Genomic DNA, 17,854 nt, shown 5'->3' with positions numbered 1-17,854 from the left:
AATAGACAATTCTGTCTGTTTTTTATAAAATATCGATGATTATGACTCAGTTTTATAATAATGATGTCCCATAAAATATTTCAAATTTTAGATAGTTTAGGTTTGGTCGCACAGAATCGTGTACTTCATGTGCAATTTTCCAACCCATCATTAAACAATCAGGTCTTCTTACAACGTATTGAAGGCGAGCATACGCTCAACCAAGGCAGCGTTGCTGAGTTACTGTGTCTGTCGACAAACGCACATATTGCATTAAAACAATTTATTGGCTGTCAGGTTGCCGTCGATCAAGTCACCGATACAGGCCAGTTCTTTAGAACTACTGGTATTATTACTGAAGCGAGCCAAGGCCAAAGCGACGGCTCACTCACCATTTATAACTTAACGTTAAAAGACCCAACTGCACTTTGGCATAAACGCCGTAATAGTCGTGTGTTTATGAATAAAAGCGTGCGCGATATTAGTGAAATTCTATTTAAGGAATGGCAAGGCAAAAGTCCGTTATTTGCTTCAAGCTTAACACTCGATACGGCTGGTTTAACGAAAGACTACGATGTGCGTCCGTTTGTGATGCAGTCAAATGAAAGCGATTATGACTTTTTAACCCGTTTGTGGCGTAGTGAAGGTATTAACTGGTTAGTCGATGAATCACAGCTTTTGGTCGCTGACCTGAATGCATCTATTCAGCCACAAGTCTTACGTTTGATTGATGAAAATCAGAATTATAAAGCCCTTGAACGTCGTAGCCTACGCTACCAGCGCAGCAGTGCCACAGAACAGTTCGATACCATTACCCAAGTCAAGGCAGAACGACGTTTACAGCCAACTTCGGTTCATGTGCAACGCTGGCAAGCTGATGCGCTGCAACAAGAAGAAGGCAGTGGTAGCGTACAAGGTAAGCAGCAGCACAGCGAACACTATGACAATGCGAGCTTAAACCTTGAAGATGCATGGCATGTTAGCCCTGCTTGGATGCAGGATTTAAACGGTGAAGACCAAGCCACCGCTTCTGGTAATAGCCAGATTGAACAGCTTAACCAGCACATCAATGCTTATCATCACCTAAGTTCGAAACAGTTTACGGTTTCAGGTAACGTCCGTGATGCACAGGTGGGTTATTGGTTTGAACTCAATGACCATCCAGAACTCGACCAACATGACAGTGTCGATAAAGAGTTCTTAATCTTAAGCAAGCACTACTACAACCAGAATAATTTACCGAAAGAATTACAACAGCAACTTGAGCGTCTGTTGCCAAAAGACAAACTCAAGGCAGCCCAGTTCGACACTCAAAACCCTGAGCAGCGCCACTTTGCTGAGCTGAATGTCGTTCGACGCAACATTAAAGCTGTGCCTGAATATAGCCCACTAGAACACCGACCAGCAGCTTACCCGCAGCGCGCTAGGGTTGTGGGATTAGAGGGCGAAAGTATTCATGTCGACCAGTGGGGGCGCATTAAAGTCCGTTTCTTGTTTACCCGAACTGACGACCATAGCCATGACGGTGGAGCAGGAAGTAACGATAATGACACCGACTCGGCTTGGGTCGATGTACTCACCCCGTGGGCAGGTGCGGGTTATGGCGCACGCTTCTTGCCACGTGTCGGTGAGATCGTGGTCATCGACTTCTTTGACGGCAATATTGATCGGCCATTTGTGGTGGGCCGTATTCATGAAGCTGAACGGCATCCAACGCAATTCGACCAGAAAGGGCAGTTACCTGACACTAAAAAACTCAGCGGTATCCGCTCAGAAGAAGTCGACGGTAAGGGCTTTAACCAGCTACGTTTTGATGACACAACAGGCCAGATCAGTGCCCAGCTACAAAGTAGCCATGCAGCCAGCCAACTTAACTTGGGTAACTTAAGCCATCCAAAAGACAAGGCGGAAAGTGATGGTCGTGGTGAAGGCTTTGAACTCAGAACAGACCAATGGGGCGCAGTAAGAGCTGGCAGTGGCTTACTCATTAGTACCCATAAACAGGATCAAGCGCAAGGTGTACACCTTGATGCAAATGAGGCCAAACAAGAAATAGAAGGCAGCCTCAATAACGCCAAAGCACTCAGTGAAGTTGCTAAAAACCAGCAAACTGATCCATTGGAAGTGCTTGAGAACTTAAAAACGTTCATAGAACAAATTGAAGAAAAAGATCAAGACAAAGCTGCCGCTTTTAAGCAAGCCTTGATGATATTAACTGCACCTAACAGTATTGCTCTAGCCAGTAATGAAGACATTCACTTAAGCGCAGATGCTCAGTTAAGTCAAACTGCTGGAGACAGCATTAATCTGTCTACCCAAAAGAATTTAATTGCACATGCCCAAAATAAAATCAGCCTTTTTGCAGCTCAAGAAGGGGCGAGACTCTATGCAGGCAAAGGCAAAGTCGAAATACAAGCGCAAGGCGACGGAGCAGATTTAATTGCCCGTAAAGCTGTTCAAATTATTTCAACAGAAGACAAAATTGAAATTAGTGCTTCTAAAGAAATCGTTATCACAGCGGGTGGATCTCAAATCAAGATTAATGGCTCGGGCATTTTCCCAGTTACGGGTGGCAAGTTTGAGGTAAAAGCTGGGCAGCATTTGTTTATGGGGGGAGGGAGTGTTCAGCCTAGGTTACCATCATTACCTGTTTTTGAATCCAAGCCACAGGATTTATTTTTAGAATATTTTCATGCTGATGGTACGCCCGCAAAAGCTTCTAAATATACGGTAACACTCTCTGATGGTTCTAAAAGAACTGGATTTTTAGATGAGAAAGGGCAAGCTTTTATTCGAGATGTTCCTGTTGGAAAGGCACAAGTTCTTTACGAAACTGTATTTAGTGAAAATGAGAAATCAGGTGCAGTTGATGACAGTTGGTTTTCTAATTTTATTCAAACCCAAGGTGTTAAGTAATGGTTGAGCAAAATAAAACACCTGAAACAGGAAATGAACAGTTTTGGCAAGGTTTAAGTGGTAAATCAGGATATATTCAACAAGAATTTATCCAATCTTCTGAGTTTCTAAGCCTTGCATTAGGTGAGTCTGAATATGGTGTAGCGAGACATGCACCTTTAGAAAAAAAAGATCAAACCCAATATGCTTATGTATCTAGTCATTTTTCAATTGAAGCATTACCTGAATCCGCAGGATTTTTAGATAAGTTTCAACATGCGATACAACTTGCATTTGCAGTAAAAATACAAACAGATATTAATCTTGCAAATAATATTAATCAGATAATTGACGAAAATATAGAAGATATTCAATATATTTTTGGATTTATCAGCGGTGATTTTAATAAAGATCCTACTGTTGCCCAAGTCATTGTGGGTGGCCTCATCAGTATGATCCCTGTTGCTGATCAGATATGTGATATCCGGGATTTATTAGCCAGTGTTATTATTTTATCAGATGAAAAAGAAAGAACATCTGAAAATTGGATGGGTTTAGCCTTAGTTGGAATTGGCGTAATTCCATTCTTTGGTTCAGTTTTTAAAACTATTGCTAAGTTGATTACTAGTAAAGTTATTAAAACAAAAGATGAGTTATTTAAAGCAATTGAGCAGTTGGAATCTTATTGTCGAAAGCTTGGTTATAAACCATTTTGGGGAGATAACCCTGAACGGTGGCTGAAAACAAAACCTTGGACGGAAATAGGTACAAATGCAAAACTAGTCCTTAATCAATATCTTGCAAAACTACAATCACTTTTACAAATGTATGGTAGTCGTAATACTGCTAAAATGACTGGGTTTGATGCTCTGGCAGATAAATACGCGGCTGCACTTAAAAGTATCATGGCTCAGGTTGGACGGTATATTGATGACCTTTGTCGTCAGGTTGACAATGCCTGTCATGAGATTATGAGACAACCAAAATTGAGTGTTGCAGGTGGACATGGCAATGGGATGGATATCCATATTGCTGGGAGTCCAAGTCAACCGACTCGAGCTAGCCATACGCAGCCATCTAATAAAATTGCTTTTGCTAAGATGAAAGAGCATAAGGTCGGATGTTTTGATCCAGTAAATACTCCTAAAGCTCGAGCCAATGCCCGTAAAAATATTGATTTAGGACATCCGCCACAAGCCAAGCGTGAAAATTGGTCAGAAGATCAATATTTAAAGTGGGAAACCGATCGCCAGTTAGAAATGCAGCAGAATGCTTTAAATAGTATGACGGCAAAAGATTACGAGAAAGGTCGAGAACTTTTTAAGCAAAATGGGCGAGGGAATGGTCTGGATCAGGTTCAAGCTAGAACAAAATACGAAAAAGAGCTTAAAGATAAATACTATGAACAATATTCTAAAGACCCTAATATTTCAGCAATAGATGCTATGACTAAATCTGAGAAAGATGCTAAAGATGTAATGTCGACCATGGCTGCCTTACATAATCCAGATCAGATAGCAGCAGGAATTATGAGTGATGCGCCTATGGATATTGGCTTAAAGAATGTAAATTCATCTATTGGTAGCGGCTGGGGCAATAAAGCGACTGGAGAAGCCGTGAGTCGTGCAGGATCTATTGATAATGCTGTTAAAGGAATTGATCCAAGTGTGAAAGATGCAACTAAACTCAATGTCAAATTAGCGAGATGTAAATAATGTTATCAGAAGTTGTGTTAAAGAAAATTACTGATCATCTGGATTTTTTTAATGTTCGATTTTCAAATATTAAAATAGGTAAAAAGCCAACGCCTGAATTTATTGCTCAGCATCAACATACTTATCCTGAATATTTATTTTATATTTGGGAAAAATTAGGTTTCGCATCCTTTGAAAATGGCGGATTTTGGCTTGTTAATCCCTTGGATTATGAAGATATTTTAGAGCTTTGTTTAAAAGATACTGATTTCCCCCAATATGATGAATTTTATGTCATTGGTAGAAGTGCTTTTGGTGATTTACATGTAATAGGTAAAAGTACGAGTTCAAAGTTGACAATAGATATTATTAATTTAAGAATTTACCCATCAATTAAAGATATTCCAAACGTAGAAGATATAGACCATTTAATTTCATTTTTATCTACTATTGTCATGAAGGCGAAGAATGAAGATATAGATATTTATGATAAAAATGGCAAGTTTCTTTTTGATCGTTGCTTAACAAATTTAGGTGAAGTCAACGATAATGAAATCTATGCCTTTGAACCTCCAGTTGTATTGGGTGGGCCGCAAGTTATTGAGAATATGAAAAAAGTAGATTTATTCCAATACATTCCTTTTGTAGCTCAGCTAGATAAGTTTCAAGTCATGTTGGATATTGCCAAAGAGGTTGATCGTTTGGGTATCAAACCGAAAGGTTAATTTTGCCTAACAAACTATATGCTATAAGAGTAATTAGAAAAGGGAGCTAGGCTCCTTTTCCTATATATAAATTCTTCAAATAAAATTTGATAGCAGCCTTACATAATCCTGATCAAATTACCGGAGGGATTGAAAGTAATGCAGCAATGGATACCCATTGAACTTTTGGGGAGCTGCAAAGATTGATGAAGCTTTAAACAATCGAGTTACTCGAGCGAACATTAAAATGATCATACCAAATAAAATTAATTTATTAAAAATGAGAGCTAAGTAGTGTCAGACTCCACAGACCAACGTAGGCAGCAATTTCTAACTGAAGATTATTATTTAAAAACTAAAGAATACAATGAGGAAGGAATTTCTCTATATCTAGAAAGTGATGCATTTGAAGATGATCAATATAATTGTGGTGAAGCAAGTCGTTGGACTGCAATTACAGATATATATACTTCTTTATTGTATCTTTCATATACTGCTGGGCATTCTATACAAGAACTTATCCCCTTATTTGAAAAAGTTATCGTCGGTTATGAGAAGCAATCAGAAGCATTGGCACTTTTTCATAAATCAGAAAAACCTTCTGTTATTGCTAGCCAAAATGAAACTTTAAATATATTAAGCCTTGCTTTTTTACTACACCATAATGATCTTTTTCTCCGTATTCATTCTCTAGTCAATGGTGAAGGAGATAGTCATACAGGCGAAGATGAAATCATTAATAAGTTTTTTAAGTTGAATGATTCTACTCATCCAACTGTCAATGAAGGAAATTTATTTGCTTTAGGTTATGCCAAGTTATGTGATGTAATTGATAATGTTCTAGTAAAAAGTGATAAGAAGCATTCAGTAGATCTTTTAGATGAATACTTATCAAATTGGTATCAAATGAATAAAAATGAAATTTGGTATAATAGTCACTTGGACTTAGAAAATAAAAGTTCCTATGTTGGTTATTGGGCATTTGAAGCTGCTGCCCTAGTTTATTTGCTTGATTTAGATGATAGCTCCCTACATAAACATTTGTTCTACCCTAAAGATATTGTACAGTGGGCTAGAAATCAAACAAAAATAAAAGCAGTAAATGATGATGTAATGCAAATAAAATTAAAAGGAGGTGAGAAATGTACAAAAACTGGTTACTGGCAAACACCTGCACAGCCAAATTTACGTCGGTATTTTGTTCAGGATGAAGTTCTTCCCACACTTATTGAAATGGATTGGGGAGAGGTATATTGGTATTGGGATGGTGAGAATTAATTGAATGCCCAATAGGGCATTCTTATCTACAAAAGATAGTTATAAAATGTAGTAAATGATCAAAAAAGTTTTGAGCTAGGAATAAATATAGGAAATTAATGAAACTTACATATATTAAGTTTTTAAAATTTAATTTTTGAAATTTATTAAATGTAAGGTTGAAATGATGTTTATTAATCAGCAAAGACAAAAAATGGATGGAAAGTATTATCTCTCTACCAGAGCTGCTTTAATAAATGCTATTCAAGACTTTTTAAGTGAATTTAATAGTGGTGAGGAAGTTGAAGCGGGGTGGATTGATTCTTATTCTATAGCTGCAAGATATCAATTTGATCTATTTATACTAGACTATACTGCTGGAAGATCTATTGATCACTTACGTGTAGATTTTGAGAGTGTTATAAATTTATTTAATGTTTTATCTGAAAAGCAAAGAACTTATTATAAAGATCCAAATTTTAGTGTCTTTGATTTAGAGTTGCTTGATGAGTATTGCTTATATATTTGGTTAATTAGTCTTTGTTATTTATTAAAAAGAAATGACTTATTGATGAGTGTTGCCAAATTAGTAGATGGAGAGACTCAAGAAAATGGAGGTAAAGACTGGATCGTTGAAGAATTTTTAGCTTTTTCTGATGATAATCGTTTTGACTGTTCTGATGTTCTTTTTCCCCAGCCTTACTTTGAGCTTTCAAATGCTTTTGTAAGGCAGGATAATAAGGTTTCTCTGAAGCATTTACATAAATTTTTAAAGAAATGGTATAAAGATTTAGCAGGTGCACCTTGGCATGATACCCATAAAGCTGATGGTGGATATTATGGTTATTGGTCTTTTGAAGCTGCTTGTGCCGTTATTTTATTGGAAATAAATGATGACAAAGGATTATACGATTATCTTTATTATCCTAAAGATTTAATTGCTTTCTATCATTCATTCAATCCAACAGCAGGAGAGGAAAATTTATTAAATAATTATAATAGAATAGCGATTAAAGCAGGTGATAAGGCTCCTCAATCGGGTTATTGGTTTACAGTAGCTAGTAATAATTCTCGACAATATTTTAATGCTGGAGAGATTCTTCCAAAAATTAAAAAACAAAACTGGGGAGAAGTTTACTGGCAGTTTGAAAAAAAAGAATAAGAAATTAAAATATATAAGTAATAAAAACCCAATTATTTAATGGGGTTTTATATCATAAGAGTTAGATGAAACGGGTTATGGATATAATCGTCTAGTCAATAATGTAGTTAAAGAATATTTAGACCAACAGTACCAATATGATGCTTTAGGCCGCCGTATTCAAAAGCGGAGTAAACATCACCATACAGGTCAAGAACAGAACATTATTTATGGATGGGATGAGGATACGCTTGCTTATGAGTCCACAGAGGAACTGACCAAGCATTACATCTATGAAAAAGACAGCTTCGTACCGATGTTCCAGGCAGTTTATTTAAGTCCGATAGAACTCCATCAAACTCCAGATTGGTCAGATAAACCTTATAACATACACCGTGACCCGCTTTGGAAAACTGAAAAACAGGGTAAAGAATTTGATGATGTATGGTTCTATCACTGTGACCATTTAGGTACCCCGCAAGAAATGACCGACCATACAGGTGCAATTATTTGGAAAGCCGAATATAAGGCATGGGGCGAGTGTAAAGCGGAAAAAGCTAAGTCAAATTTCTTTGAGAATAGTGAAATTATTTCAAATAATATCCGTTTCCAAGGGCAGTATTTTGATGAAGAGACTGGATTACATTACAATCGCTATCGATATTATTTGCCATATGTAGGGCGGTTTATTAGTAAAGACCCAATTGGATTGTTAGGGGGGCATAATGTATATGCATATGCACCAAACTCAATGGTCTGGATTGATCCTTTAGGACTAAATAATAGAAACAAAAATAAAAATACACAACATAAAAAGAGTAAAGAAGAAACTTGTGGTCAAGGTAGGACTTCTAGACAGGCACGAAGAGAAGTTATGAGAAAAGCTGGTATTCCAACATCTTCTACGCCAATTAAACAAAGGGTAATTCCTAATTGGGAACAATATATGTATAGTGTTAGAACAGGAGAAGGAGAAAAAATTATGATAGTTTCTCATCATCCTAAAGATAAAGAGCATCCATGTTCGCATTGGCATGCAGCTCCAGCTATGATGGATAATGGTCAAGTTAGGACTAATAATCAAGGTGCTTGGAAATATATTTCAAGTGGGCCAGTGGTTACTCATGACTAGTGATAAGGAGCGCATGAATGAAAAGAATTACAGCACTTAAGATTAAACAAAGACAAAATCTGAATCTATCAAATTTTATTAAGGATACTAATTTAAAATTTAAATTTTTAGATAGTTCAGATAAGTTGTCTGTCGATGAAAGTATTGATTTTTATAATGAAATATTGTCTGTAAAAAAATCAAATCAGATGTTGATAGAAGCTACAGAAACGCAGGATAAGGTTTTAATAAGTAAAAATATTATTAATTTTATTAAGAAGATTTCTGATGAAGATCTTTTATTTAATGTATCTTTTAGTCAATATGAAACATTTTTAGATGATGGCGAATACTATAATATTTCGCCTTTACCTGTTTTTAAATTGAACAAGGATCAAATTTCATTTTTATTTGATTGTTATATACATAACAATCTTTATTTTCTGGCAATTATTTCTGATAATTTTAAGTTAGTGTTAGATAGTTATGCTGGAAATACAAATTCATTAGAACCTGATTTACCAACGTATGAATATTTTGAGGAAATTAAGTAAATTAAAAATGAATTTCTTAGAATACTAAAATATTAAAAAATTTTAAAAGTGAATTAATAGCGTAAGTTGTTAATTCATTTTTTTTTATATTTATCACGGATATCATCTTCATCCACTCTTGTATTCATATGGTTAAGTTTTCCTTTACAAAATAGACAGATGTTTCTGTATTTTATAAAATAATGCGAATCCTGACAAAGTTTTCATAAAAAAAGATGTTATCTCATATACATAGAATTCTAGAAGATTTGGGTATCAGCTCGCAAAAACGCGTGCTTCATGTTCAGTTTTCTAATCCATCATTGAATACTCAAGTCTTTTTACAAAGTATTGAAGGGCAGCATCAGCTAAATGAAGGACTGACTGCCGATTTATTTTGTCTTTCTACCAATGCCCATATTTCATTAAAACAATTTATTGGTTGTCAGGTTGCAGTCGATCAAGTAACTGATCAGGGGCAATTATTTAGAGCTACAGGAATTATTACCGAAGCCAGTCAGGGGCAGAGTGATGGTTCATTAACATTGTATAAATTGAGATTACAAGACCCGACCGCGCTATGGCATAAACGCCGAAATAGCCGTGTATTTATGAATAAAAGTGTACGGGACATCACTGAAATTCTATTTACTGAGTGGCAGAACAAAAGCCCGTTCTTTGCTTCTGCCTTAACTTTGGATTTAAAAAACCTAAGCCAAGACTACGATATTCGACCTTTTATCATGCAAAGTAACGAAACGGATTATGAGTTTTTAACCCGACTTTGGCGTAGTGAGGGCATTAACTGGTTAATTGATGAAGCTCAGTTGTTTGTCACTAATAGTTCAGATGAGCCTCAACCGCAAAAATTACGTTTAATTGATAATACTGAATCATATTTAGCATTAGACCGAAGAAATATCCGTTATCACCGTAGTAGCGCTGTTGAACAACAAGATAGTATGACAAGCCTTGTGCCAACTCGAAGCTTGCAATCTACAGCCGTGCATGTGCAACGCTGGCAGGCTGATGCTTTATGTCAAGAAGAAGGCATGGGCAGTGTTCAGTCAAAGCATAATCATAGTACTAATCAGGATAATGCGAGTTTAAGTCTAGAACATGCATGGCATATTAGTCCTGCTTGGATGCAAGACTTAAATGAGGAAGACCAAGCCACTGCATCGGGCCACCAGCAGCTAGAAAAACTCAATCAAAATCTATCTGATTATTATGCTTCTCAATCAAAATATTTCCATGCACAAACCACGGTACGTGATGCGCAAGTTGGTTATTGGTTTGAATTGAATGAACATCCAGAAATAGATACGCATAGCGGGTCAGACAAAGAATTCTTGATTATTGGGAAAAGCTTCTATCTGCAAAATAATTTACCTAAAGATTTGCAACAGCAAATCAATCAACTTTTTAGTCAAAGCCAATGGCAAAACAATCAATCAGGGCCAAATGACCAGACTGAGCGTCAGGGTAATGAGCTCATTCTGTCGCGTAGAAATATTAAAACTGTTCCTGAGTACCATCCGTTAGAGCACCGTCCAGCAGCTTACCCGCAGCGCGCTAGAGTGGTGGGCTTGGAAGGCGAAAGTATCCATGTTGACCAATGGGGGCGCATTAAAGTCCGTTTCCTATTTACCCGAGCTGATGACCATAGCCATGACGGTGGAGCGGGAAGTAACGATAATGATACCGACTCAGCTTGGGTCGATGTGCTGACTCCATGGGCGGGTGCAGGTTATGGAGCACGCTTCTTGCCACGTGTTGGTGAAATTGTTGTCATCGACTTCTTTGACGGCAATATTGACCGTCCATTTGTGGTGGGCCGTATTCACGAAGCCGAACGTCACCCAACGCAATTCGATCAGAAAGGCCAGCTACCCGACACTAAAAAACTCAGTGGTATCCGCTCCGAAGAAGTCGACGGCAAAGGCTTTAACCAGCTACGATTTGATGACACTACAGGCCAGATCAGTGCTCAGCTACAAACTAGCCATGCGGCAAGCCAGCTAAACTTGGGGAACTTAAGTCATCCCAAAGACGGTGCGACAAGTGATGGCCGAGGTGAAGGTTTTGAGATAAGAACAGACCAGTGGGGTGCAGTCAGAGCAGGTACTGGTTTACTCGTTAGTACCCACAAGCAGGATCAAGCTCAAGGTGTACATCTAGATGCAAATGAGGCCAAACAACAAATAGAAGGCAGCCTCAATAATGCCAAGGCACTCAGTGAAGTTGCCAAAAATCAGCAAACTGACCCGTTAGATATGCTTGAGAACATTCAGACTTTCTTAGACGTTCTTAAACAAGAAGATCCTAAAAAGGCTGCTGAGTTTCAATCGGCAGTGATGTTGTTGGCATCTCCAAAAAGTATTGCTGTAAGTAGTAATGAGGATATACATCTCGGTGCAAATGGTCAGCTTACTCAAAGTGCTGGAGATAGCATTAATATTAGTACGCAAAAAAATATAGTGGGTCATGCGAGTCAAAAAATTAGTCTATTTGCCGCCCAAGAAGGTGCTCGGCTTTTTGCTGGCCAAGGCAAAGTAGAAATTCAGGCTCAAGGTGATGGCTTAGATGTCATTGCTCGAAAGGGCGTACAGATTACGTCAACCGAAGACACGGTTTTTATTACTAGTCCAACTGAAATTAATCTGACTGCAAGTGGTTCTCAAATTAAGCTGAATGGTTCAGGCATTTTCCCTGTTACAGGCGGTAAGCTTGAGGTGAAAGCAGGGCAGCATTTATTTATGGGCGGAGCCAAAGTGGCAACAAAAAATCCAGAATTGGCAATGTTGCCAGATTACCATTTAACTTATATAGCCAAAGATATAACTGGAAATCCATTGAAAAATAAAAAATATTTAATGATTTTACCGAATGGGGAGATGATCAGTGGTGTGACAGATGGTCAAGGTAAAACACAGAAAATCACAACCAGGGGCCCTCAGCAAATCCAAATTAGTTTAGAAGATCACGTTCACGATGGTTTTGTAACTTTTGAAGAAGAATAAATGATGAATAAGATTAAATTAAACCTATTTATTAATGTATTACCTGATAATGATACGATCGTTTGCCATGGAATGGATTATTCTGTAACTGAAAAGGGAAAACGGCCAGGACAGGTAAATAAACTAGCAATAGCCACAGGAAATGCTAAGAATCCTAAGCCTCTTGTGCAGCCGTTGGATTTGAACTCCATTTATAAAAATAAACCTATTCCAGCGCAGACAATAGCGCAAAATATGGCGAAATATAAAGATGCACAAGAAGGTATCAGCTTGAGTCAGAATCGAGAAGCTAAAACTGACATGAAAGGTTTTACTAAAGAAATGTATCTGCCAGTTGGTGAGTATGATCTTTGGATTAAAAGAAAGGATTCAGAGTGGGAAAAAGCTATTAATATTAATGGTAGCTCAGGTCTCCATATTAAAGAAGAAAAACAAGGAACAACTACTATAGAATATCAAATTAAACAATATTATCGCTATAAAATAGAAGGATTTAGGGGGACTAAACTAACGGATAATATTCCATTTGAAACTTTTACTTTTGACAAAGATGGTAAGGAGAAAAAAATTAATTTACCTAATGTCAAAATGAGTGTTGTAGATAAAAATGGTTTTACTCCACCTTTATATTCACCAAAAGGTGAAGTTATATTTGTAAAATTTAAATTCGTAAATATGTCTGCTCAACCAGAGAAAAAAGATATAAAGCATTTTGCAACAATTAGTAAAAAGAATTATGTCACTGTACAATTGAAGTCTGTTGCGAAGATAACAAAGCAAGATAAGAATACGACAGTAACTTTACAGGGCAATGGGAAACCGCCAGTCATTTTAAATATGCATCGAGAGGAAATGATAGTCCTTTCAGCAGAGGATTATGCTGAGTTTGAAAAAGAAAGCTCAAAATTAGACAAGTTATTTGGAAACTCTTTTGATGCTAAAAATAAATTAGCAGAAGCAATAAAATCTGGTAGTGTTTCTAATGTTAAAAAAGCAGAAGAAGAAATAAAAGAAGCAGAGAAAAAGATTGAAGAGGAGCTAAATAAAAACTTTAAAAAAGCGGCTGACCTAACAGAAGTCATTACTTTTGAAGCACGTCAAAAGAAAAATCCAAATGGTAACACGCAAGAGTTTGATTTCAGACGTCGGTATCTGCGTACTGACCGATATATGCAGTTACAGCAAAAGAAAAAGAATAAAGAGAGCTTTAAGGTAACGGTTTTAGGGACAGAGTTAAAGAAACTTAAAGATATAAAACAAGACTTTAAGAAAATTAACCAAGAGACTATTCATAATGAATTTAAAAAAGTTAGTTTAGATCTTGCGAAATATTCCAAGCAAACGGGAACTAAGGTTTGGGATTTCTCTGCTTTTAGTGCTGGTTTTGTCGAACAAATTAAGCTTTCAGATAACTTAACGGTTGATATTCAATCACAATGGTTAAGATGTGTTGGTGGTGCTGGTTTATCGACAAGTGCGAGCTGGAAACCCGAAAGTGGTGAGGTGAATGCTAAGGCGAATGTTAATGCTCAAGGCAAACTAGTGTTATTTGAAGGGAAGGCAAAAACCACCTATGTAATTCCATGTGATAAAGGTTGGATGCTGAACTTTGATGATATTGATCTGGGTGCATTTCGATTTATTATTGGCATGGAACTCTATGGTTTTGCAGGTGCAAAAGTGGCTGCGGGGATTGGTTTAGAGATAAGCTATAGTAAAAGTGGGCAGCAACAATTGGCTGCTAATGGTAGAAGAAATCGAAATCCTTCACTTGCCAATAATATGGGAGAAAACCGTCCAAGATTTGTGCCAATGGATCGAGATGAAACCATCATTCCTGGTAGTGGTGCAAGCTCCGAGGGACAAATTGAGGCTTTTGCTGGTGTAGAAGGAGGAATTAAACCATCTGGAGAGTTCCAGTGGCTTTCACCTGAAGCTAAAGATTTTAAACCTTTAGCAAGCTTAGCTGTCGATTTTGCTGTAAGTGCGGGCTTAGGGGCTGGAGTTAATTTTAAATTATTTTACTGGTTAGAACGTAAACAATTCCGTTTTAGAGCAAAAGCCGCTTTATGTGTTGGATTAGGTGCAAAAGGGGCGCTAGATTTCGTTATTGATTTTAGTCAGGTTCTTGAAGTACTAAGATGGGTGCATTATCAACTTACCCGTGCTCAATTTACCCTGTTGGGTTTTATCGCTGAAGATGCGTTTAGTAATTTAGGTCAATTAGCTGTGATCGCGTTAGGTAGAGACTCAATGACAGCCAATACTTTAAATAATATTGCTGGAGAGTTTAGAGATTTTAATGCTAAATATGCACTTGCAAAAGATTCTGTTGATTTGGCAAACAAAATTAAACGTCAATCTGAATGGGTGAAACAAGCTACGCCAGATGCAAAAGGAATGTTAATTTATCAAATGACAAGGCATAGTGAATACACACATGCTGCTGATATGCCTAAAACAGGAATTAGCCCTTTTTTACCTACACATAAAGAAGCGGTACTCGCAATTTTTGAAACCATTGCAACAGAAGGTGAGTGGTTTAACGTACTTCAAAGAATGTCTTTAAGGGGTATAAAATCAGAAAGGAGTATCCAAAGTTTAGAAAAACAATTATTGGTATATTTGCATGATGGATTCTGGTCAAGAACCATTGATTTCGTTAAAGAATATACTTTTAATTCAGATACCGTTGGTCGTGGTAGTGAATATGTAGAGCAATATGAAAAATTACGCTCTAAAATAGTGAAAACTATACCTTTACATGAAAAAGCTCCAATGAATAATCCAAGGGAGTTGAAAAAGTTAAGAGAGAAAATGGTTGAACAACCAAGTATTATTAATGCGGATGCTTTAGTTGCCCTAAATACAGAATCGGTACCGTCTATTGAGGTAGATGGTACCGATGCGGAACTATTTATTGCTGCAAATTATGAACAAAACTCGGATGGTTCATATACGGTGTAAGAATTATTTTATAGGCTGTTGAGTATTTGCAACACAACGGCTTGAATATGTTTCAAAATGAAAATTCTTTTTACCATCTGAAGTTGTGAATGGTTCCATAATTTCATGAGCTCTTCCAATTGCTAACCCATCCGCCATTACCAAATTGTCGGCGCCCATTGGCGAGGTACTGCGTAATACTTTTTCAGTACCTGTTTTTGGTCCAGTTGGGTTGTCGGTAGGAGACTGCTTGTAATAATCTTTAGCGTACCAATCATTCATCCATTCATAATTGTTGGTGACAAGATCATAAAAACCAAGAGGATTTGGTGGAGTTTTACCTAGAACAGGAATGTTACCTAAACTGTCTGGGCTATAATTTAAATAATAGTTGTCATATTGCTTTTTGGACCAAAGATTTTTTTCAGATTCTACTTTTCCTGTGTCTGTTGCAAAGGCTGTATATTGCCCTTTATTTCGAGCAACATATTCCCATTGTGCTTCAGTGGGTAAATCCATTGGAGTGCCTATTTGCTGCCCTAGCCATTGGCAATAGTTTTTGGCTTGTTGCCAAGAAATCCCCGCAGCAACTTCATGCCAAATGTTTGGATTATATTCTTTATTTGTTAGACTTTCAGGTTGACCACTAGCTTGGGTGTAAATATAAAAATCTTCTGTGGTGATTTTATAAGCATTCATATTGAAGCTGTTAAGTGTGACTTTATGCAGGGTTTTATTATTGTCCCCTGGAGAGAGAGGCTGGTTGTCAGGTTTTTCAGTATTACCTTTGGGATTTTTCACCGCCATACTATTTGGAACCATTTTTTCTAATTCTGGTGTTACTAGTCCAAAATCACCCATTAAGTAGCTACCACCTTCAACAAAGATCATATTCTTTTTGGTTTTTTCAACCAATTGCTGAATTTTTTGCTGAAGTTCTGGTGAGGGCTTTGATGACTTATGATTTGTCTCAGTAGATTTGGCACACGCGCTTAAAGCAAGGCTTGAAAATAAAACAACAGCTATATTCCGTTTCATCATTTTTTTGGAAATCATTAGGTTGAATATTGATGAAACTATTTTAGTAAGAGATGTGAAAGATATAAAGAGCGGTTTTGTTATTCAACTCAGTGAATAATGATTATAGTTTATTAAAAATTAAAATGAACTTAGATATTTTATAATTGAAATATAGATTAGATACCTTTTTGTAGAATTGAGCGTGAACCAATTGGCTATTCAAAAGAGGAGTCTATAATTTTTTATCATGCTTTTACAAAAAACAAACTTAATTTTTTTGCTTCTAGATTTTTTATGAAAATATATTGAAAAAGCATGCTTACAGCTAGGAGTGGTACTTTTTAACCTTTATCCTGAAAACTAAATTTATTTAAAAAGTATAATAGATAGACAGATTAGTCTTGACAATTTTTGTGGTTTTTGTATCTAGATTTTTACTTTAAGTTTTTATGATCTGTTCATAACCAAATAGAAGTGACTTGTAGTTAATGTAAACTTAAATATTGTTAAGAAAATGTTTCGTAAAAACTAAATAAATGATATTTATAATAATTTTTTATTTAGTTTCTATTTGCATTTATTTTATAAAAATCAATATCTTATTTTTAATTACAAAAAATAACAATATTATGTTTTCATGAGAATAACTTTATTAAGCTATATTTTATAACGATCTTAACTATTTACTTTTAGTTTAAGTTGATATGATTTTTATATAAGATATGTTTGTTTATATGATAAACTGCGCATAAATTTTTTGAATATAAGGTTTTTTTGCTGATTTTTTAATGTTTTATTAGTATTAATTTTTCAGTAAGACCTTGAATAAATAAGAAAACAGAGGAATGAAAGTTGTGTTGAAACGAAGTATTTTGATACTTTCTCTGACTGGAAACATTATCGGTCTATCATGTGCTCAAGCAGCAGAACTTGAGCCTGTAAAACTTAAAAAAAGTTGTATTAAAAAGAATCCTTTAGCAGAAGGTCAAAATGATCCTGAGCTATTGAATATTTTTAAACAAGTTTGTGATAGTGATAATATGCCTCAAAAAAATGATTTATTAGCTAAAGCAGCTATGCGGTTTTATCAAACCAATCAACCAGTTAAAGCATTGAATTTGGCAAGTCAATTGCAAAGTCAAAATATACGCGGTTCATTAATAACAGATGTTTTATTTTTGTCTGGTGTAAGCATTGCTAATAGTTCTTTGCAGCAAATGCGAAGTCAGGAAATGCGTTATTTAAGCAATGATGTAACCTATCCACCTGCTAAACAGTTAATTGAAAATATCCATACTTCAATGCCTGCACCTGATACTTCAAATGTTAAGGCTGCTACAGAAAGTGGCTCAGTTGATAACGAAAGAAGAAGTTATAAAAAACAAACTGTAACACGTAACAGAGCTACTGCTTCTAGAACAGTACCTAAACGAGTAGCAACTCCAGCAAAAGCAACTGCGGTTAAACCAAAAACTGCCCCTGTAGCCAATGTTAATAAATCAAAAAGTTCGCCTTTTGACCCTTTAATTAAATAATCAGGAATAGAATCTT

The 17,854-nt window shown here is 36.3% G+C and carries 9 protein-coding genes and 2 pseudogenes; 10 read left to right on the top strand and 1 reads right to left on the bottom strand.

The genetic code is table 11. The annotated features are described in order from the left end of the window. Nucleotides 1-60: 60 nt before the first annotated feature. From MMY79_RS12365 to MMY79_RS12325, 9 genes and pseudogenes are all read left to right on the top strand, one after another. Nucleotides 61-2,799 (top strand): annotated as a pseudogene (locus MMY79_RS12365) (type VI secretion system Vgr family protein); the annotation flags it as partial. A 95-nt stretch (nt 2,800-2,894) separates the two neighbouring features. Further along, nucleotides 2,895-4,589, top strand: coding sequence for a polymorphic toxin type 15 domain-containing protein (locus tag MMY79_RS12360; protein WP_252608951.1), 1,695 nt, complete (start codon nt 2,895-2,897; stop codon nt 4,587-4,589). Next, a complete protein-coding gene (locus tag MMY79_RS12355) occupies nt 4,589-5,293 on the top strand; it encodes a GAD-like domain-containing protein (RefSeq protein WP_252608948.1) in 705 nt (234 codons plus the stop codon). Before MMY79_RS12360 ends, MMY79_RS12355 begins: the two co-directional genes overlap by 1 nt. A gap of 273 nt (nt 5,294-5,566) precedes the next feature. Then, nucleotides 5,567-6,550 (top strand): PoNe immunity protein domain-containing protein, encoded by a 984-nt coding sequence (locus MMY79_RS12350; RefSeq protein ID WP_252608946.1) that lies wholly within the window; start codon nt 5,567-5,569, stop codon nt 6,548-6,550. 163 nt (nt 6,551-6,713) lie between these two features. Beyond that, complete coding sequence (locus MMY79_RS12345; RefSeq protein ID WP_252608944.1) at nt 6,714-7,691, top strand: PoNe immunity protein domain-containing protein; 978 nt, start codon at nt 6,714-6,716, stop codon at nt 7,689-7,691. Nucleotides 7,692-7,743: 52 nt separating this feature from the next. Next, nucleotides 7,744-8,802: pseudogene (locus tag MMY79_RS12340) on the top strand (RHS repeat-associated core domain-containing protein); the annotation flags it as partial. 17 nt (nt 8,803-8,819) lie between these two features. Then, complete coding sequence (locus MMY79_RS12335; RefSeq protein ID WP_252608942.1) at nt 8,820-9,335, top strand: hypothetical protein; 516 nt, start codon at nt 8,820-8,822, stop codon at nt 9,333-9,335. 215 nt (nt 9,336-9,550) lie between these two features. Beyond that, nucleotides 9,551-12,337 carry a type VI secretion system Vgr family protein gene (locus MMY79_RS12330; RefSeq protein ID WP_252608940.1) on the top strand — a complete coding sequence of 929 codons (2,787 nt, stop codon included), beginning with the start codon at nt 9,551-9,553 and terminating at the stop codon, nt 12,335-12,337. Further along, a complete protein-coding gene (locus tag MMY79_RS12325) occupies nt 12,338-15,304 on the top strand; it encodes an ATPase (protein WP_252608937.1) in 2,967 nt (988 codons plus the stop codon). 3 nt (nt 15,305-15,307) lie between these two features. On the opposite strand, the gene MMY79_RS12320 is transcribed toward MMY79_RS12325, so the two are convergent. Then, on the bottom strand, nt 15,308-16,324 hold the full coding sequence (locus tag MMY79_RS12320) for an SUMF1/EgtB/PvdO family nonheme iron enzyme (RefSeq protein ID WP_252608935.1): 1,017 nt from the start codon (nt 16,322-16,324) through the stop codon (nt 15,308-15,310). Nucleotides 16,325-17,148: 824 nt separating this feature from the next. On the opposite strand from MMY79_RS12320, the gene MMY79_RS12315 reads away from it, so the two are divergent. Then, a complete protein-coding gene (locus MMY79_RS12315; RefSeq protein WP_252608933.1) occupies nt 17,149-17,838 on the top strand; it encodes a hypothetical protein in 690 nt (229 codons plus the stop codon). Nucleotides 17,839-17,854 lie beyond the last annotated feature (16 nt).

Origin of the sequence: Acinetobacter sp. XS-4 (assembly GCF_023920705.1) — a bacterium.
Classification (GTDB): Bacteria; Pseudomonadota; Gammaproteobacteria; order Pseudomonadales; family Moraxellaceae; genus Acinetobacter.
Note: the sequence above shows the minus strand (reverse complement) of the source record. Positions and strands in the feature narration are given on the sequence as shown.